The sequence below is a fragment of the Bradyrhizobium elkanii USDA 76 genome (assembly GCF_023278185.1).
GTDB lineage: Bacteria > Pseudomonadota > Alphaproteobacteria > Rhizobiales > Xanthobacteraceae > Bradyrhizobium > Bradyrhizobium elkanii.
Genome location: NZ_CP066356.1, coordinates 2,163,110 through 2,181,774 on the forward strand (window position 1 = coordinate 2,163,110; position 18,665 = coordinate 2,181,774).

General features: G+C 63.9%; 18 protein-coding genes and 1 pseudogene. 12 read left to right on the plus strand and 7 right to left on the minus strand.

Annotated elements, in window-relative coordinates:
- Positions 1 to 18: 18 nt before the first annotated feature.
- Together JEY66_RS10435 and JEY66_RS10440 are read right to left on the minus strand one after the other, a co-directional pair.
- Positions 19 to 1,677 (minus strand): pilus assembly protein TadG-related protein, encoded by a 1,659-nt coding sequence (locus JEY66_RS10435; RefSeq protein WP_016846203.1) that lies wholly within the window; start codon positions 1,675 to 1,677, stop codon positions 19 to 21.
- Between the two features lies 1 nt (position 1,678).
- Positions 1,679 to 2,092, minus strand: a complete 414-nt coding sequence (locus tag JEY66_RS10440; RefSeq protein ID WP_016846204.1) for a TadE/TadG family type IV pilus assembly protein — start codon at positions 2,090 to 2,092, stop codon at positions 1,679 to 1,681.
- A gap of 380 nt (positions 2,093 to 2,472) precedes the next feature.
- Between JEY66_RS10440 and JEY66_RS10445 the strand changes: the two genes are divergently transcribed.
- Entirely contained in the window at positions 2,473 to 3,360 is an 888-nt protein-coding gene (locus JEY66_RS10445; protein WP_240536876.1) for a LysR family transcriptional regulator, read from the plus strand.
- A 29-nt stretch (positions 3,361 to 3,389) separates the two neighbouring features.
- Here the strand turns inward: JEY66_RS10445 and JEY66_RS10450 are convergent, their stop codons facing one another.
- Together JEY66_RS10450 and trhO are read right to left on the minus strand one after the other, a co-directional pair.
- Positions 3,390 to 3,605: a SlyX family protein gene (locus JEY66_RS10450; protein WP_057016935.1), complete on the minus strand. Its 216-nt coding sequence runs from the start codon at positions 3,603 to 3,605 to the stop codon at positions 3,390 to 3,392.
- A gap of 57 nt (positions 3,606 to 3,662) precedes the next feature.
- A pseudogene (trhO, locus tag JEY66_RS10455) lies at positions 3,663 to 4,388 on the minus strand (oxygen-dependent tRNA uridine(34) hydroxylase TrhO); the annotation flags it as partial.
- 181 nt (positions 4,389 to 4,569) lie between these two features.
- On the opposite strand from trhO, the gene ggt reads away from it, so the two are divergent.
- The 3 genes from ggt to JEY66_RS10470 are packed head-to-tail and all read left to right on the plus strand — an operon-like array spanning position 4,570 to position 7,703.
- Positions 4,570 to 6,156, plus strand: a complete 1,587-nt coding sequence (gene ggt / locus JEY66_RS10460; protein ID WP_018273408.1) for a gamma-glutamyltransferase — start codon at positions 4,570 to 4,572, stop codon at positions 6,154 to 6,156.
- Positions 6,157 to 6,190: 34 nt separating this feature from the next.
- The gene (locus JEY66_RS10465) at positions 6,191 to 6,649 is read left to right on the plus strand and encodes an FKBP-type peptidyl-prolyl cis-trans isomerase (protein ID WP_026193270.1); all 459 of its coding nucleotides are present in this window, start codon (positions 6,191 to 6,193) and stop codon (positions 6,647 to 6,649) included.
- A gap of 46 nt (positions 6,650 to 6,695) precedes the next feature.
- Positions 6,696 to 7,703 carry a D-2-hydroxyacid dehydrogenase family protein gene (locus JEY66_RS10470; protein ID WP_016846209.1) on the plus strand — a complete coding sequence of 336 codons (1,008 nt, stop codon included), beginning with the start codon at positions 6,696 to 6,698 and terminating at the stop codon, positions 7,701 to 7,703.
- Positions 7,704 to 7,760: 57 nt separating this feature from the next.
- Here the strand turns inward: JEY66_RS10470 and JEY66_RS10475 are convergent, their stop codons facing one another.
- Positions 7,761 to 7,964 carry a CsbD family protein gene (locus JEY66_RS10475; RefSeq protein ID WP_016846210.1) on the minus strand — a complete coding sequence of 68 codons (204 nt, stop codon included), beginning with the start codon at positions 7,962 to 7,964 and terminating at the stop codon, positions 7,761 to 7,763.
- Positions 7,965 to 8,110: 146 nt separating this feature from the next.
- Between JEY66_RS10475 and JEY66_RS10480 the strand changes: the two genes are divergently transcribed.
- Positions 8,111 to 8,629: a cupin domain-containing protein gene (locus JEY66_RS10480; RefSeq protein WP_016846211.1), complete on the plus strand. Its 519-nt coding sequence runs from the start codon at positions 8,111 to 8,113 to the stop codon at positions 8,627 to 8,629.
- Between the two features lie 51 nt (positions 8,630 to 8,680).
- A complete protein-coding gene (locus JEY66_RS10485; RefSeq protein WP_016846212.1) occupies positions 8,681 to 9,418 on the plus strand; it encodes an enoyl-CoA hydratase/isomerase family protein in 738 nt (245 codons plus the stop codon).
- Between the two features lie 87 nt (positions 9,419 to 9,505).
- On the opposite strand, the gene JEY66_RS10490 is transcribed toward JEY66_RS10485, so the two are convergent.
- The gene (locus JEY66_RS10490) at positions 9,506 to 11,032 is read right to left on the minus strand and encodes an amidohydrolase family protein (protein ID WP_016846213.1); all 1,527 of its coding nucleotides are present in this window, start codon (positions 11,030 to 11,032) and stop codon (positions 9,506 to 9,508) included.
- Between the two features lie 217 nt (positions 11,033 to 11,249).
- Here JEY66_RS10490 and JEY66_RS10495 point away from each other — a divergent pair, with 217 nt between their 5' ends.
- The 4 genes from JEY66_RS10495 (at position 11,250) to JEY66_RS10510 (ending at position 14,849) form a co-directional block, all read left to right on the plus strand.
- A complete protein-coding gene (locus JEY66_RS10495) occupies positions 11,250 to 12,266 on the plus strand; it encodes an alpha/beta hydrolase (protein ID WP_016846214.1) in 1,017 nt (338 codons plus the stop codon).
- A gap of 106 nt (positions 12,267 to 12,372) precedes the next feature.
- Positions 12,373 to 12,810 carry a VOC family protein gene (locus JEY66_RS10500; protein ID WP_016846215.1) on the plus strand — a complete coding sequence of 146 codons (438 nt, stop codon included), beginning with the start codon at positions 12,373 to 12,375 and terminating at the stop codon, positions 12,808 to 12,810.
- A gap of 29 nt (positions 12,811 to 12,839) precedes the next feature.
- On the plus strand, positions 12,840 to 13,328 hold the full coding sequence (locus JEY66_RS10505) for a VOC family protein (RefSeq protein WP_018273407.1): 489 nt from the start codon (positions 12,840 to 12,842) through the stop codon (positions 13,326 to 13,328).
- 216 nt (positions 13,329 to 13,544) lie between these two features.
- Positions 13,545 to 14,849 carry a phospholipid carrier-dependent glycosyltransferase gene (locus JEY66_RS10510; RefSeq protein ID WP_016846217.1) on the plus strand — a complete coding sequence of 435 codons (1,305 nt, stop codon included), beginning with the start codon at positions 13,545 to 13,547 and terminating at the stop codon, positions 14,847 to 14,849.
- A 46-nt stretch (positions 14,850 to 14,895) separates the two neighbouring features.
- Here the strand turns inward: JEY66_RS10510 and JEY66_RS10515 are convergent, their stop codons facing one another.
- Positions 14,896 to 15,528, minus strand: coding sequence for an OmpA family protein (locus JEY66_RS10515; protein WP_016846218.1), 633 nt, complete (start codon positions 15,526 to 15,528; stop codon positions 14,896 to 14,898).
- 157 nt (positions 15,529 to 15,685) lie between these two features.
- Here JEY66_RS10515 and JEY66_RS10520 point away from each other — a divergent pair, with 157 nt between their 5' ends.
- A complete protein-coding gene (locus JEY66_RS10520) occupies positions 15,686 to 16,849 on the plus strand; it encodes a winged helix-turn-helix domain-containing protein (RefSeq protein ID WP_018273406.1) in 1,164 nt (387 codons plus the stop codon).
- Positions 16,850 to 17,088: 239 nt separating this feature from the next.
- Complete coding sequence (locus JEY66_RS10525; RefSeq protein WP_016846221.1) at positions 17,089 to 18,414, plus strand: MFS transporter; 1,326 nt, start codon at positions 17,089 to 17,091, stop codon at positions 18,412 to 18,414.
- Positions 18,415 to 18,665: the final 251 nt, after the last annotated feature.

Below are 18,665 nucleotides of genomic sequence, written 5' to 3' on the forward strand. Positions count from 1 at the left end.
CTATTCCCGACCGGTCCTCTAGTTCACCAGCACGGCGCCGTCGCAGCGGATGCCCAGCACCCAAACGTCGACCTGGCCGAGCCCGATGCCGAGCGTCGCGAGCAGCGACGCCAGCACCTGATCGACTGAACTCGTCACGCCGTTCAGGATGCTCATGACGAGCGCGCCCAATCCGGGAAGCGGAATGCCGGCGATGTTGATCGAGAGGTCGCCGAGCAGGCTTCCTGTCAGCGACGAAAGGAAGTTGGTCGTCGTCACAGTCTTCTTGGTCCCTGCCTGGATATCGCTGTAGCTGAAATTGACATTGGTCGGCGTGGTGTTGCCCATGCCGGCATGGGCGAGGCCGGTGACGGTGGCGAGACCGAGGTTGACCAGTGTCGCCGGCGGCGGATTGGGCTTGGTCGTGAAGTTGGTCATGTCGGCGACCGTGACGTTGCCGATCCATGCATCCACGATCCCCGGCGTCACGCCGACCGTCACCTGCGAGGTGTTGATGTTCGGATGGCCGCAGGATACCGCGTTGAGCGTCGCGGTCCCCGAGGCGACCTCGACATAGACCGGGAGATTGATCGACGCGATGCTGCCGGAGCCGAGAACGTTGATGGTTGCCAGGATCCTGGTCTGAGCGGTGTGGACGCTCACGCCCTGGGTGCCGATCGCGATCCAGCTCGAGCCGACCGGCCGTTCACCGATGGTCATGAGCACGGAGACGTTGGCGATGCCCGGCAGGCCGAGGTTGACCGAGGTTGCGATCTGATGGTTGCCGTTGGCGATCTGCGCCACCGTGGAAATCAGGTCGAACACCGACACACTGGCGCCGACCTTGGGTTTCTGCCCCACCGTGAGATTGGCAAAGGGACCGAGGTCGACCAGCGTGCCGGGCGAAATCTTGGTGGTGGAGCCGGTGACGGCCTGGGAGATCGTCGACAGCGCGGTCGTCGCTGCGTTGGCGCCGTTGGTGATCTGCTGGGTGGTCAGCGCGGACGCGACGATGTCGCCGACTTTGATGTTGCTGCTCAGCAGGTCGCTATAGGTGACGCCGGTCAGGTTGACCCGGGTTGCCAGTGCCGACAGGAAGTCCAGTGCGTCGATCTTCGCGCTGATCAGCGCATTGTAGTCCATCACCGAGAGCGACAGCGTGGTGCCGAGCATCGAGCCGAGCAGCGCATTGAGCGCGCCGCCGTTGACCGAGAGCAGCCTCGAGCCGATCGCGAACGAAGCCATTTCGGTCGATGTCGCGGTGGCGGTCGTCTTGATGGTGAAGCTGCTCGCGCCGGTCAGGTAGCGCGCGAAGTAGAGCGGGGTCTGGGTGTTCAGCGTGACCCGCGCGGCGTTGGGAGTGCCAACCGCCGGGGTCACGAAACGGGCCTGCGGCGCGATGGCGCTGTTTGCGGTGTAGGTTCCTGTCTCGACCTTGACCAGCGCGCTGGCCGGGTACTTGTTCTGCGTCACGGTCGCGGTGGCGGCGTTGACCGGATTGTTCAGGTTGGCGGCGGCGACGATCGCGGCGAGATCGGCGGTGCTCTGCGTCTTGCGCCGGTCGGCGAAGATGGTGCCGAGATCGATTGCAAGCCCGGCGCACCCGATCAGGAGCGTCATCAGGCCGGCGCTGATCATCGCGAAGTTTCCTCGTTCGTCGGCGCCAAAGCGCCGCATCAGCGTGAGGACGCCTCTCATCCTAGAATCCCCCGTACTGAATCGCCGCGGAGCGGACGATGGTGCTCGCCGGCGCGGGGACGAAGGGCAGCTTGTAGATGAAGTTGCCGGCCGCGTTGTAGTTGACCGTCACGACGTAGACGTTGGCATTCGATGGAGACGGCGCGGCATTGACCGTGAGATTGGCGGCAACGAGCAACGGATAGGTCGACGCGTTGGCGGTGACGTAGTTCGTCGCGAGGCTGTTGCGTTCGGTGTCGGTCATTCCCGCGATGGATGACCGCGCCGCTTCGGCGGCGAGTTGCTGAACGCCATGCACCATGGCGAGATACGAGCCGAAGACGATGATGCCGAAAATGAAGGCAAGAAACAGCGGCAGCATCAGCGCGAATTCGACGGCAGACGCACCGCTTCGGCAGCGAAAAAAACTGGTCATTGCAACGCACCTCGAAACGCCAACTACGACGTCACGTTGCGAGGCTTTGATTAAGGAAAACTATGAAAACGCTTTCGCGAATCAGCGGCGCCAATTCAGACTTATCGGGTCAGTGAAACGTTATGGGGCGATCAGAATATTTGATGCGATATCCGCAAAAACCCGGGGTGTGGTGCGGTTGAGCTGCTGCAGCGTGTGGAGATGCAGTTGTTGAATACCGTGATATGCGGAGCAATGCACGTAACAATACATATGGCCTGCAATATCAGTGCCTTGGCGGTAATTGTAGCTAAACGAAAGTGCAACCAAATGTTAGTATAGCCTGATCACATACTGTGGAGATTGGAATTGCGTCCCGTGCTGAGATTGGAGTGCTCGCGATGCATAGACCGCGTCAACATTTGAATATTCCTACTGAAATCGTTCGCACCGTCGTTGCGATCGCGGAGACAGGCAGCCTGTCGAAAGCCGGGGAGCGTCTCGGCCTCAGCCAGCCGGCGATCAGTTCGCAGGTCAAGCGCCTGCAAAGCCTGATTGGTGGCGCACTCTTCGTCAGAACCGCAAACGGCACCACGACCACAGAGCTCGGCAAGGTCGCTGTGCAGCAGGCGAGGCGCATCCTCGAAGCCAACGATCAACTGCTTCGGCTCGGCGGCAATCATGAAGGACCCCAGCCGTTGCGGCTGGGAATCAGCACGATGCTCGCCGAGGAATTCCTGAAGCTGCATCCCTCCGATGCACTCGCCGACGTTTTGCTTCACGCCGACATGTCACCGGTCGTCATCAGGGGATTGATCGACGGCTACATCGACATCGCGTTCGTCTACAGCAACCCTTCGCAGGAGAACGAAGACGAGGTGACGATCGCCGCCGAGGCTGCCGAGCGGTCGGTGTGGGTGCGATCTCGTGATTTTGTGCTGCGGCCGGGCGCCCCGATCCCGATCCTGGCCTGGCCGGGTGACGACTGGATGATCCGGACGCTCACCAAGCACAACATCACGTACAAGATCGTGTTCAGGAGCCCGAACCATCAGCTGCGTCTGGAAGCCGCACGGGCCGGATACGGCCTGACGGCGTGCCCCGAGCGGATGATCCCGTCCTCGCTGATTTCCGCGAAGGACTATTATCTTCCGGAGCTTCCGATGCAGAAGCGCCTGCTGTGCATTCGCCCTGGTCTCGAAGGAAGCCGCGCCACGGCGATGGTGCAGCGGTTGTCCAGCCTGTTCTTCAGCGGCACGAAGCCGATGCGTCAGGTGAGCAACATGTAGCCGGTGCTGCCGCGGTCCGGCGGCGCCGATCAATAGTGCGGTGGGCGCTCGTTGGCGGGGCCGGGCGCCTGGCGTTCGGCCTCCTGAAGCCGGTCGCGCAACTCGGCGATCTGGCGCGTCAGCGCGTCGATCTGCTTCCATTGTGCCGTGATGGTCTGGTTCAGCGTCTCGATGGTTTCGTCCTGATAGGTCAGGCGGACCTCCAGTGCATCGATCCGCTCGCTCAGCTTGGCCGTGTCATTCATGGACGGCAGCCTCGCAGGGGCATCCGCGCGCTCCACGCCGCTCGAACGCGCTCCCGCGCGCTCGCGCAGGCCGTGACCGAGCGCGACACGCTCGTCGAACACAAAGCAGTCGCCGCGCCAGCGGCTGTCCTGCTGCGGCGTTTCTTCGAGATATTTCAGGATGCCGCCCTTGAGGTGATAGACCTCGGCAAAACCCTGCGCGAGCAGATAGGCGCTGGCCTTCTCGCAGCGGATGCCGCCGGTGCAGAACATCGCAATCCTGCGGTGCTTCGTCGGATCGAGGTTTCGCGCCGTAAATTCCTTGAATTGTCCAAAGCTCGCGATCCCGGGATCCACCGCGCCTTCGAACGTGCCCATCGCGACCTCGAACGCGTTGCGGGTATCGAGCACCATGATGTCAGGCGCGGCGATCAACTCGTTCCAGTCGGCGGCATCGACATAGGTGCCGACCAGCCGCGTCGGATCGACCGTGGTGTCGCCGAGCGTGACGATCTCCTTCTTCAGCCGCACCTTGAGCCGCTGGAATGGCATTTGCGCGGCTTCGGAGAACTTCAGCTCGAGATTGTCGAGGCGGCCGCCGAACAGCGGCCCGCGCCTGAGCTCCGCAACGAAGTCGTCGATGCCCTGGTCGGTGCCGGCAATCGTGCCGTTGATGCCCTCATGGGCGAGCAGCACGCTGCCCTTGAGATCGAGCCCGGCGCAGAACGCGCGCAGCGGCTCGCGCAGCGCGCGGAAGTCGGGCAGCGCGGCGAATTGGTAGAAGGCGGCAACCTTGAAGCGCATCGCCGGGGTTTATCAGGCCGGCCGGGCCGGCGAAACCCGCAAAGCCATGCATTGTCGGGATAATTCCCCTGGCATGCCAGGCATTGCTCAGCCGGGGATGAGTGTGCCATGTACTTTGTACTCCCTTGGCATCATCCGCCGCAGCCGCATCAGACCATCACGATCAAGCGAGCACTCCGTCATGAGGAATTTCCATTTCGCCGGCCGTTCCACGGTCCACGCCCAGAACGCGATGGTGGCGACGTCGCATCCGGAAGCGGCGCTCGCGGCCATCGAGGTGATGCGCGAGGGCGGCACGGCCGCCGACGCGGCGGTCGCGGCCTGCGCGCTGCTCGGCGTCATCGAGCCGCAATCGACCGGCATCGGCGGCGACTGCTTCGCGCTGATCCAGCCGAGGGGGGAAGGCAAGATCACCGCCTATAACGGCAGCGGCCGGGCGCCGATGGCGGCGACCGCCGACTGGTATCTCGAGCGCAAGATCCATTCGGTGCCGCTGACCTCGGCACATGCGGTCAGCATTCCCGGCGCGGTCGATGCCTGGGACGTGATCCTGAAGGATCACGGCAAGTTCGGCTTCGACCGGCTGCTGCAGCCCGCGATCAAAGCCGCCGAAGAGGGCTACGTGGTCGCGCCGCGTATCGCGTTCGACTGGAAGAACGGCTTCGAGAAGCTAAAGAACGGCACCAACACCGAGCGCTATCTGTTGCCGCACGGCAAGCCTGCGGTTGCCGGCGACGTGATCCGCCAGCCCGAGCTCGGCAAGACCCTGCGCGCGATCGCGCAAAAGGGCCGCGACGCCTTCTATAGCGGCGAAATCGCCGCCGACATGGTCGACACGCTGCGCGGCATCGGCGGCCTGCACACGCTCGAGGACTTCGCCGCGCACTCGACCGAGGCGACCTCGCCGATCGGCACGATGTACAAGGGCTACGACGTCTGGCAGTGCCCGCCGAACGGCCCCGGCATCACCATGCTGGTCATGCTCAACATCCTGTCGCGCTTCGACCTGACCAAGTTCAAGCCGCTCAGCATCGAGCGCTTCCACCTCGAGGCCGAGGCGGCACGCATCGCCTACATGATGCGCGAGCAGCATATCGGCGATCCCCAGCACGTGCATGTCGACGTTGTCGGCATCCTCGCCAGGGAATTCGCCGAAGAGCACATCAAGAATATCCGGATGGACCGGCTGCTCGAACTGCCGAACGTTGCGCCGCCGATGAACCCGTCGACGGTCTACATCACGGTGGTCGACAAGGATCGCAACGTCTGCTCGTTCATCAATTCGATCGCGCATTCGTTCGGCTCGGCGATCGTCTCCAACAAGACCGGCGTCCTGCTGCAGAACCGCGCCGGCGGCTTCCGCATCCAGCCCGGACATCCGAATTGCATCGCACCGGGCAAGCGTCCGCTGCACACCATCATCCCGGCGCTGGCCACCAGGAACGGCCGTGCGGTGATGCCGTACGGCGTGATGGGCGGTCAGTACCAGCCGGTCGGCCAGACCCGTGTGCTGACCAACATGCTCGACTATGGCTGCGACATTCAGGAAGCCATCGATATGCCGCGCGGCCTGCACTACGAAGGCGTCTACCAGCTCGAGGACAGCGTGCCGGCGGAGATCGTCGAAGGCCTGAAGAAGATCGGTCACAAGACCACCAGCGTGGTCGCGCCGCTCGGCGGCGGGCAGGGTATCTGGATCGATTGGGACAAGGGGACGCTGACCGGCGGCTCCGACCCGCGCAAGGACGGCTGCGCGCTCGGCTACTGATTGGATCGAGATCAATCAAGGAAGGACGTCCAGAATGCAATCTTCACGACGCACGATCATCACGACTGCGTTCGCCGGCCTTGCGGCGGCAGTCTCCACATCCGTTGCTGGCAGGACGGCAGCGGCCCAAACTGCAGGAAAGCCCATGACCACAGCTTCAGGCCTCCAGATCATCGACAGCAAGGTCGGCACCGGCGCCTCGCCGAAGACCGGCCAGACCTGCGTCATGCACTATACCGGCTGGCTCTACGAGAACGGCCAGAAGGGCAAGAAATTCGACTCCTCGGTCGATCGCAATGAGCCGTTCGAGTTTCCGATCGGCCAGGGTCACGTGATCAAGGGCTGGGACGAGGGCGTCGCCAGCATGAAGGTCGGCGGCAAGCGCACCCTGATCATCCCGCCGAACCTCGGCTACGGCGCGCGCGGCGCCGGCGGCGTGATCCCGCCGAACGCCACGCTGATGTTCGACGTCGAACTGCTTGGCGTCAAATAAGCTGATGGGCGTCAGGTAACCGGCCCATAACAACAGGGGCGCAGCGATGAAGATTTCGATCCTCGACGATTATTTCGACACGCTGCGCACCCTCGATTGCTATCGCAAGCTCGACGGGTATGACGTCAAGATCTGGAACGATCATGTCCAGGACGTCGATGCACTCGCCGAACGGCTGCGCGATACCGACGCGCTGGTCCTGATCCGCGAGCGAACCCAGATCCGCACGCCGCTGCTCGAACGTCTGCCGAAGCTGAAGCTGATCAGCCAGCGCAGCGTCTATCCGCATATCGACATCGACACCTGCACGCGGCTCGGCATCATCGTGTCGTCGAGCCAGCATGCCGATACGCCGTCCTACGCCACTGCCGAGTTCACCTGGGGCATGATCCTCGCCGCGATGCGCGCGATCCCGCAACAGATGGCGGCGCTGAAGGCGGGCAAGTGGCAGATCGGCGTCGGTCATACGCTGCGCGGCAAGACGCTCGGCATCTATGGCTACGGCCGCATCGGCGCGGTGGTCGCGGGCTATGGCAAGGCGTTCGGCATGAACGTGCTGGTCTGGGCGCGCGAGCCGGCGATGGCGAAGGCGCGCGCCGACGGCTATGAGACATCAGCCAGCAAGGCGGATTTCTTTGCCCGCTGCGACGTGCTGTCGCTGCATATGCGGCTGGTGGACGCGACGCGCGGCATCGTCAAGGCGGAAGACCTCGCGCGGATGAAACAGACCGCGCTGATCGTCAACACCAGCCGCGCGCCGCTGATCGAGCCCGGCGCGCTGGTCAACGCGCTGCGTGCCGGCCGGCCCGGGATGGCCGCGATCGACGTCTACGAGAAGGAGCCGCTGCGCGACCCGGCGGACCCGCTGCTCAACATGGACAATGTGGTCTGCACGCCGCATCTCGGCTACGTCTCGCGCGACGAGTACGAGATCCAGTTCACCGACATCTTCGATCAGATATTGGCTTACACGGCCGGTACGCCGACCAACGTCGTCAATCCGGATGTGCTGGCACATCCGGATGTGCTGGCGCATGCGCGCCCGCGCGGCTGACCAGCATCGCTCATGCTCGAACGGCCGGCTCGATGGGGCGGCCGCGTCATCTCCCGTTCAGCGAGGCCAGTGAGCCGCTGCGGTCACCCTGCCGACGATCCTCTTGATGCCGCCGAGTGCCTTCTGTCCCTTGCCCTTGGCTTCCAGGATCGCGCCTCTGCCCTGCATCGCCGGAGAGCCGGTGACCTTGCCAAGACGCCGCTTGAACCTGCCGATCGCCTCGTTGGCCGTGCCCTTGATCCTATCGGTCGTGCTACCCATGAAATTACTCCTTCGGAATACGCTGAGGCAACGCGCCGGAACATGGCGATGTTCCGATTTGGCGATGTTCCGATTTTGCGCTCGCTTGCGGGAGCGCTTTTCGGTAGCGTTCCACGCACGAAACCTGACCAACGAAAGCAAGAACGATGAGCGGTTCCCACGATCACACCCATTCCCACGATCATCACCATCACGACGATGAGCGCTGGAAGCACGACGGCGTCCGCGTGATTCCCGGCAACCAGCTCGATCCGAATGTGCCGTCGACCGCCGGCATGGACCGCAAGGCCGCGATCAATTTTGCCCGGGTCGGCGCGCAGAAATTGTGGGCAGGCACCGTCAGCATCAAGCCGGACGCCAAGACCGGCGCGCATCATCACGGCCATCTCGAAAGCATCATCTATGTCGTGAAGGGCAAGGCGCGGATGCGCTGGGGCGAGAAGCTGCAATTCACCGCCGAAGCCGGTCCCGGCGATTTCATCTTCGTGCCGCCCTACGTTCCGCACCAGGAGATCAACGCCAGTCCCGACGAAGTGCTGGAATGCGTGCTGGTGCGCTCCGACGGCGAGGCGGTGGCGATCAACCTCGACATCGAGCCGGTCGAGAAGCCGGAGAACGTGCTGTGGGTCGACCCGGTGCACCGGCATCCCGACGAGAAGAAATAACGTCGCGGCCTGGCCGCGACGAAACATAATAACAAAAGCAGGGAGGCCAGCATGACGCTCGTTCGCTACGAGAGCGCCGACCACGTTGCGACCATCACGATGGACCGTCGCGAGAAGCACAACGCGCTCAACAACGCGCTGTGCAGCGAATTGCGCGATGCCTGGCAGCGCTTCCGCGACAGCGAGGATCGCGTCGCGGTGCTGGCCTCCGCGGAGGAGAAGTATTTTTCCGTCGGTGCCGATGTAGCCGATCTTCCCGTCAATATGTGGCACGCGGTGCCCGGCCTCGGCGTCGAGCTCGACAAGCCGGTCATCGCGGCGACGTCCGGCTGGGTCGTGGGTGGCGCCTTTGTGCTGGTCCAGATGGCCGATCTATGCGTGGCGTCGGAGACGACGCGTTTCATCTACCCGGAGGGAAAGATCGGCACCACCGCGGGCGGCGTCTCGTCGGTGATGGCGCGGATGCCGCACAAGATCGCGATGGAGTTTCTGTTGGTCGGTGAGGAAATGTCGGCGGAGCGTGCCTTCCAGATCGGCTTCGTCAACAAGGTCGCGCCGAAAGGTCAGCACCTCGCGCTGGCGCAGGAGATGGCCGCGAAGATCGCCGGCAATGCGCCGCTGGTGGTTCGCGCGCTGAAGAAGTTGGCCCGTGAAGCTATGCCGAAGGGGCCGCTGGAAACGGTGGCTGACGTGCGGCGGTTGCTCGACGAGGTCAAGGACAGCGAGGATCTCAAGGAGGGCGTGAAGGCATTCAGCGAGAAGCGGAAGCCGAGGTTTACGGGGAAGTGACGCAGTCATTCCGGGGCTCGCGAAGCGAGAACCCGGAATCTCGAGGTTCCGGGTTCGACGCTCGCGCGTCGCCCCGGAACGACGGGCTCAGGCAAACACCCGGTGATCGATTACACCGTTCGGCACGACATAGCCGTAACGCGTGTTCGACGGTTCGGGGCCGGCCTTCTCATACTGCGCCTTCATCATCGCAAAGCGATCGCCCTTGAGGTCGAGCATCGCGCGCTTCGGCTGGATGTTGTAGAGCCGGGCGTTGTTGTCGCCGAAGATCGCCGTCTTGACCGGCCCGTCGGCGGGGCCGAGCGGTGCATAGCCGAACTTCTTCTGCATCGTCTCCGGGATTTCCAGCCGCCGCAGGCCCTCGATCTGCCATTGCGGCGCGCCGGTCCACAGCGCATCGGTGCCCCAGCAGACATGGTCGACGCCGAGGCCCTTGATCAGGGTGCCCATCAGTGCGGCGCAGACATTGGGCTCGGCGACCAGTGTGGTCGCAAACAATTGCCCGACGTCGCCATAGACGTTGTTGACGCCATACTGCGCCGGGATGTCGGCGAGATCCGAGGTCCAGGCGATGCGCCCGGTTCGCTCGAACTCGGCGAGCGCGACCTTCGGATCGCCGCCGACATGGCGATAGGCCGAATGGTAGATGATGAAGTTGAGCTGCGGCCAGTCCTTGGCGGCTTGGCCGACATCGGCAACGTCGGCGAAGCCGCGCAGGTTCGGATACTGCTTCTCGATCCCGGGCGGAAACAGTCCCTTGTGCACGCAGACATTCCTGATGCCCGCCTTCACCATCTTCTCATAACCCTTGTAGGCGACCTTCTCGTCGTCCAGCCGCCAGGGGTAGCGGCTGATCTCCTTGTGGGTGTTGTCGCCGATCGTGTAGCCCTTGCAGGATTCCGGCTTCAGCGCCAATGCGGCGTCGAGCTTGTCGAGCCAGCCGGGCTGCCCGGGCGTGAAGATGGCGTGGCAGAACACGCGCCGCGAGCCGGCCTCGTCGTTCATTTTCTTGCGCGCGTCGGCCATCTGCGCGTTGGTCAGGAACCAGTCCTGCTCGATATCCGACGGCGCCGAGGAGATCAGCGCGATCTTGGTGTCGGAATCGAGAAACATCTCTTTCTTGTAGTTGTTGAACTTCAGATCCTCGATGGTCTGCTCGTGATCGTTGAGCTCCTTGTTCCAGCCGGCCTTGCCGACCGCCCTGCGCATTTCCACAAAACCCATGATGCGGGTGTCGTCGCGCAGGAAATGCGTGTGCATGTCCATGATGAACTGGTCTTTCAGGGAGTTGGCGCGCTCCTGCGCCATCGCCGGTGTCGCGGCCTCCGCCGGCGTCACGGCGAACAGCTCCCCGTAAACCTGGTTCATCGCGACGAAGGAGGCGGCCATGCCGGCCGCGGTCTGGAAGAATCTGCGGCGATCGAGGCCCTGCTTGGCGCCGAGATCGTCGGCCATCGCGAGCAGCCGCGCCTCGACCTCGCGTTGACGTTCGTTCTGCGGGTCGGGATAGAATTCGTCGCTGGAGACGATCTGGGTCGGGATCGGTGTCTGGTGCCGGCACAGTTCGGAGGGCATCAAGGCGGCAAGTTCTTCGTCGGTGAGATTGCTGCTCATTCTTCGCTCCCGCTTCTCGCCGGATTTTTCCGGTCGGATCGCGGCGGAGACTAGGACCAAGTCCGTCTGTCGTCCGCGCCGTTTGCCGGAAACCGCGTTCACAAAATCGTGCATCGGATTGGCGGACGCGAGATGCGCCCGTTGCGCAACCGAACATGCGCGCTGCTATGCTCGATCGCACCGGATCAAACGAAGAAATCCGGAAGGGAGCGGACCCATGATGTCATCTGACCATTCGCGGCGCACCATGATCAAAGGCATCGGCATTGCAACGGCCGCCGGCGTGCTCGGCACCGCGACGGCGCAGGCCGCGACCGCGGTTCCTGCCGAAGGGGAAATATGGAGCAACGAATACTGGGCGAAGAAGGGTGACATACCGTTGTGGATGTTCCGCAAGCGGATCGGTGCACCGAAGCCGGGCGAGCCGGCGCGGCCGGTGGTGTTCTTCGTCCACGGCTCGTCGGTGACAGCAAGGGTGTTCGACCTCACGGTGCCCGGCAAGGGCGAGTATTCGCTGCTCAACACATTTGCCCGCTACGGCTTCGATTGCTGGACCATGGACCACGAGAATTACGGCAAGTCCGGCCGCACGTCGGGCAACGCGGATATTGCGAGCGGCGTCGAGGATCTGAAGGCCGCGGTCGAGGTGATCGCGCATGAGACCGGGCAGCGGCGCTATCACTTCGTCGGCGAATCTTCGGGCGCCCTGCGGGCCGGCGCTTTCGCAATGGCCGCGCCCGAGCGCATCGACCGCCTGGTGTTCGCGGCCTTCACCTACAAGGGCGAGGGCTCGCCGACGCTGGCGAAGCGCGCCGAGCAACTCGCCTATTACCGCAGCCACAACATGCGCAAGCGCGACCGCGACATGATCCGCTCGATCGCAACCCGCGACAGGCCCGGCACGTCGGATCCTGCCGTGGTCGAGGTGCTGGCCGATGTCGAGATGCAGTTCGGCGACCAGATCCCGACCGGCACCTATCTGGACATGACCGCCAATTTGCCGGTGGTGCATCCGGAGAAGGTGCTGGCGCCGGTGCTGCTGGTCCGCGGCGAATATGACGGCATCGCCGCGGTTCCGGATATCGAGGAGTTCTTCAACAAGCTGCCGAACGGCGACCGGCAGTTCGTCATTCTGCCCGGCACCGCCCATTCGGTGGCGCTTGCCACCAATCGGGAGCTGTTCTGGCATGTGACGCGGGCATTCCTGACCATGCCGACACCGATCGTGACCTGATGTCACCCTGCGGCAGGACGCCGCAAGAAAAATTCGCACGGCGATGTCGGGACGTGGCGAGGCGGTTCGTCCTCGGGGCGCAACCCCGCGAAAAGGAGCGCCTTTCATGGCCAAGCCGACAATGATCTTCGTCAACCTGCCGGTCAGCAATCTCGCCCACGCGACCGCCTTCTATGAGGCGATCGGCGCGACCAAGAACGCGCAATTTTCTGACCACACCGCCTCCTGCATGGTGATCTCGGACACGATTCACGTGATGCTGCTGACGCACGACAAGTTCCGCGAGTTCACCCCGAAGAAAATTGCCGACACCAAGACCACGAGCGAAGTGCTGATCTGCCTGTCCGCCGACAGCCGCGACGCCGTCGACGGCTATGTCACCAAGGCGAAGGGCGCGGGCGGCAACGCCGATCCGTCGCCGCAGCAGGATTACGGCTTCATGTACGGCCGCAGCTTCGAGGATCCCGATGGTCACATCTGGGAGGTGATGTGGATGGATGTCGAGGCGGCGATGAAGGCGCAGTCCGCCGCGGCGACCGCCTGATCGCATCCTGCCATCACGAGGAGCTCAGCATGTCCAAGGTATCTCCCTGCCTGTGGTTCAACGGCGAGGCCGAGGAGGCCGCAAACCTCTACGTCTCGCTGCTGCCCGGTTCGCGGATCGAGACCGTCCAGAAGAACGTCATCGACAGCCCCGGCGGAACGGCCGGCACGGTGCTGCTGGTCGAATTCACGCTCGCCGGTCAGCGCTTCATGGCGCTGAACGGCGGGATGAGGATGGAGCACACCCACGCGGTCTCGTTCGCGATCGACTGTGTCGACCAGGCCGAGGTCGATCGCCTGTGGGACGCGTTGCTCGCGGCCGGCGGCACGGCCGAGCAGTGTGGCTGGCTGCGGGATCGCTACGGCGTCGCTTGGCAGATCGTGCCGGCGGCGGTCCGCCAATATCTCGGCGGGTCCGACGCCGCCGGCGCCGCGCGCGTGATGCAGGCCGTCCTCGGGATGATCAAGCTCGATATCGAAGGTCTGCGCCGGGCCTATGAGGGCGAGGCGGCGGCGTAAGGTAGGGCTTCGCTGGCATCGCCCGGCGGCGATCCAGCATTCCAGAGACTTCGGTGCTCGGCCGACAGGCCGCGGCGGATTGGATGCCCCGCATGAAGCGGGGCATGACCATGTGGGCACGATGGTTCCGTCACATGACCGTAGTGACGGATCGCGGACGCAGCTGATATCGTATAATTGTCGCAAGCTGCGTTCCCCTCGCACCGTGCTTGCCCTTTGAACATCGTATCCAAATCTCCTTCTGCTCCCGAGCGTCCCGCCGCGCGCAGGGCGATCGTCGCGGCCATCATCTTCATCGTCGCCCACGTCGTGCTGCTGCTCGGGATCACCGCGCCGGACAAGCTCTATTTCGATGAGGTGCACTACGTGCCGGCGGCGCGGCAGATGCTGCTGCCGGTGCGCGAGGGTCCGATCCTCAACCCGATGCATCCGCCGCTCGCCAAGGAAATCATCGCCCTCTCGATCAAGGCGTTCGGCGACGTGCCGCTGGGATGGCGCTATCCCGCGGCGCTGTTCGGTGCGCTGGCGCTGGTCGGCGTCTATCTCGGCGGGCTTGCGCTGTTCGCGTCGCAGCAACGCGCGATCGCGGCCGTGCTGCTCGCCTTCTTCAACCAGATGCTGTTCGTGCAGTCGCGGATCGCGATGCTGGATATTTTCGCGCTCGCCTTCGGCCTGTTCGCGATCGCGGCGTTCGTCCACGGCTTCAGGCAACCAAGACCGCAATCCGCCTTTGCGCTGGCCGGACTCTTCGCGGGGCTTGCCACTGCCTGCAAATGGAGCGGGCTGTTCGTGCTCGCGACCTGCATCGCGATCGTCGCGGTGATCCTCCTGATGCAGGGCTGGCGCACGCGCTTTGCCGACGCCAATGCGGAGGATTGGTACCGGCCGGAGCTGTGGCCGGACTTTCGTGTTCCGCACGTCATCGTCTGTTTCGTGCTGATCCCGGCGGCCGTCTATCTCGCGACCTTCGTGCCGCTCTACGGCCTCTCGTTCACGGACATCATGGAGGCGCAGCGCCGCATCCTTGCCGACAACACCACGGCCGCGATCGCGGGCCATACCTATATGAGCTCATGGCCGTCCTGGCCGTTCCTGGTGCGCCCGGTCTGGTACCTGTTCGAGAAGGTCGGCGACGACAGGTTCGCCGCGATCGTGTTCCTCGGCAACCCGCTGGTGCTGTGGCCGGCATTGATCGCGCTGATCATTGCGCTGCGCGACTGGATCGTCGGGCGCAGCCGTGATGCATTTCTCGTGCTGGCGTTCTACCTCGGACCGTATCTGGCCTGGGCGCTGCTGCCGCGCACGCTCGGTTTCATCTATTACTATCTGCCCGCGGCGACCACCGCGAGCTTCGTGCTGGTCTACGCCTTGACACGCAAGGGGGCGCCGCGATGGCTGCTCTGGACGTTCGTCGCGGTTGGATGCGCAGGGTTCGTTGCGATGCTGCCCGTGACGGCCGCTGTCATCGAGACGTCGATGGCGACATTCAACCGGCTGATGCTGTTTCAGGGCTGGATATGATTGATCCGCCTGCCGCACTGGCAGGCGGATCGAGTATGCAAAGAGATTACTGCGACGCAGTCTTGGTATCCATGTTGACGACCTGCACGCGGCGATTGGTCGGGTCCATCGGCGCGCTCGGGTCCTTCGGCCGGGTCTTGCCGTAGCCGACGGTGACGAGATCCGAGCCGTTCAGGCCGTAATGCTCGACCAGATATTTCTTGATGGTGTCGGCGCGGCGCTCCGACAGGTCCTGGTTATAGGCCTCGCCGCCGATCGCATCGGTATGGCCGGCGACGACGAAGGTCGAGCCCTTCATGCTGGCATCCGACAGCGCCTTGCCGAGCTCCTGCACCGCCTGGGTCGAGCCCTTGCTGATGTCGGCGGAGTTGTAGTCGAAGTGAATCTCCAGATCGATCTTCGGCTTGTTCGCCGCGATGTCGGCGATCTCCTGGCGTTCAACGCGCGACAACGAACGGGTCTGCCGGTTGCGGACGGTGTTGAGGAAGCTCGCCTCCTTGGCGGAAGCGGCGGGGTCGACCTGCGTGCCGGCGGCGAGGCTGCGGGTGGCCGGCTTCGGCTTCAGCGCATTGAGGATCTGAGCGGCCGGAACGGCCTCGCTGCCGGCCAGTGCAACGCCCGCCGTCATCGACAGCGCGGCGCCGATTGTCAGAAAAGACCAGGAAAAAGAGCGGGTCATGGTTTTCGTCCTCAAATGTCTGGCTAGCCAATCCGGCTGCTGTCGTTTTGATGCTGGGAGCCTAGAACGGGTTCAACGCCCGGAATGTGATCTGGGTCACGATTGATCGCCGGCCCGCCCTCCACACCGGCGCGAATCTGACTACATTGGCGGGGCAATGTCCCGCGCCGCCGAACCCCTTTCGTTGAACAATGCCCCTGCCCGCCATATCTGGCTGCGCGCGCAGCGGCTCGATACAAAGGCGCCGTTCGGCGAGGGGGCGTCAGCGGTGGCGGCCGCCGTCGATCATCTCGGCTATGTGCAGATCGACACCATCAATGTGATCGAGCGCTGCCATCACCACATCCTGTTCACCCGCATTCCGGACTACCGCCGCGCCGACCTCAAGCAGGCGCAGAGCCGGGACAAGAGTGTGTTCGAGTATTGGACACACGCGCTGTCCTACGTGCCGTCCAAGGACATCGGCATCTTCCTGCCGGCGATGAAGGCGCACAAGCGCGAGGGCCACAAATGGTTCTCGTCGGTGACCCCGGCGGATACGCGCAAGGTGCTGCGGCTGCTCCGTGCCGGTCCGCTGACCATCCGCGACATCGATGACGACGTGCTGACCGAGAAGGAGCATCTCTGGCAGAGCCGGAAGCCCTCCAAGCGCGCGCTGCAGCTCGCCTTCTATGGCGGCGTGGTTACGATCAGCGAGCGTGCCGGCATGCTGAAGACCTATGAGCTGATGACCCGGCACTTCGGCTGGGACAAGCCGCCGAAGCCGGCCCCGGCCTCGGCCAGGACCGCCTATCTGCTCGACCGCGCGCTGCGCTCGCAGGGCATCGTCAGCCTGGATTCGATCTGCCACCTCGACGCGCCGAGCAAGAAGGCGGTGCGCAGCCTGATCGAGGCGCGCCTGCGCCGCAAGGAGCTGGTGCAGGTCGCGCTGGAGGGTGCCGGCAAGCAGGAGCATTGGGCGCGGCCCGAGGTGCTGGAAGCGACCGGCGAGGGTGATCCCACCCTGGTCCACATCCTCTCGCCGTTCGATCCGCTGATCATCCAGCGCAAGCGCACCGAGCTGTTCTTCGGCTATGGCCACCGTTTCGAGGCCTATGTGCCGAAGGAGAAGCGCCTGTTCGGCTATTTCGCGCTGCCGGTGCTGGTCGGCGACGACATCGTCGCCGCCCTCGACCTCAAGACCGACCGGCAGAACAAGAAGCTCCTGATGCAGAAATGGAGCTGGGTCGGCACCGGCAAGAAGCAGGCGGCACGCAAGGAGCTGAAGCGCCGCATCGAGGAAGAGCTCGACCGCTTCGAGCGCTTCCAGCTGGCTGAATAGGGCTGGCTCTCTGTCATTGCGAGCCAACGGGTCGCGCGAACGCGCGCCCGATGACACGCTCCGCGAAGCAATCCATCGCGCCACACGCGAATAAGTGGATTGCTTCGCTTCGCTCGCAATGACGCCGTGCACAAAACGCACAAGGTTCCCGTTTGCGCTGTGAGCTATGAGTTTTTGCCATTGCTCAAAGCGGAGCCAGCCAATAATCCTCACGGCAAGCAACACCCGGGGGGACGCTTATGAGCCAGACAGCCACCATCGCGCCTGATCGCGGCGCCCGCAGCGAGATCGAGACGTCGACGATCCGCGCGATCTCCTGGCGGCTGATCCCGTTCCTGATCCTGGCCTACTTCTTCTCCTATCTCGACCGCGTCAATCTCGGTTTCGCCGCGCTCACCATGAACAGCGAGCTGAAGTTCTCGCCGGTGGTGTTCTCGTTCGGCGCCGGCATCTTCTTCATCGGCTATTTCATTTTCGAGGTGCCGAGCAACCTGGCGCTGGAGCGGTTCGGCGCCAGCAAGTGGATCGCCCGCATCATGGTGAGCTGGGGCATCCTCTCGGCGTTGATGGCGGCGGTCTATGACGAGCACAGCTTCTACGCGCTGCGCTTCTTCCTCGGGGTGGCCGAGGCGGGCTTCTTCCCCGGCATCATCCTCTATCTGACCTACTGGTACCCGGCCGAGTATCGTGCGCGCTTCCTCGCCGCCTTCGCGCTCGCGGTGCCGATTTCGACCGTGATCGGCGCGCCGATCTCCGGCCTGTTGCTCGGCCTCGACGGCGTGATGGGCTTGAAAGGCTGGCAGTGGCTGTTCGTCATCGAGGGCATTCCCTCGGTGCTGCTCGGCATCGTCACCTGGTTCTATCTGACCGACCGGCCGGAGAAGGCCGAGTGGCTCTCGGCCGAGCAGAAGGCCTGGCTCAAGGCGAAGCTCGACGCCGAAGTCGCGGCCAAGCAGGCGGCGAAGCATTTCACGCTGGGCGAGGCGCTGTCCTCGCCGAAGGTGCTGGCGCTCAGCGCGATCTATTTCGGCTTCGTCGCCTCGCTCTACGGCATGCAGTTCTGGCTGCCGCAGATCGTCAAGGCATTCGGGCTGACCAATGCGCAGACCGGATTCGTCACCGCAATTCCCTATCTGTTTGGCACGATCGCGATGACCCTGTGGGCGCGCCGTTCCGATGCCACGCGCGACCGCGTGTTCCATGTCGGCGCGCCGCTGCTGTTGACCGCGCTGGCGCTCGGCGTCTCCAGCTACATCACCGATCCGGTCATGACGATGGTGGTGCTGACGGTCGCCGCGATCGGCGTGTTCTGCACCTTCGCGGTGTTCTGGACGCTGCCGACCGCCTGGCTCTCCGGCACCGCCGCCGCCGGCGCGATCGCGCTGATCAACTCGATCGGCAACCTCGCCGGTTTCGGCGGGCCCTATCTGATCGGCTGGGTCAAGGAAGCCACCGGCAGCACGTCGACCGGTCTGCTGGTGCTGTCGCTGTTGCCGCTCGCCGCGGGCCTGCTGGTTTTCCTCGGCAGCCACGAGACCAAGACCGAGTTCGTCGGCGCGAAGTAGCTCGCCCTCAAATCACCTGCTCCCGTAGCCCGGATGGAGCCAGCGCAATCCGGGGACCCGCCACCGGCACGGTCCCGGATTTCGCGGAGCCTGTCATCGGGCGCGCGTTCGGGCGACCGTTGGCTTCATCCGGGCTACGCATTTTCCGAACACGCACCCGCCAAATCCGACCCCGCTCACGAATTGGTTATCACTGACGAATATTGACAATCGTCAGTGATAAATCGATACTCTTCATCAGTCGTCAGCCC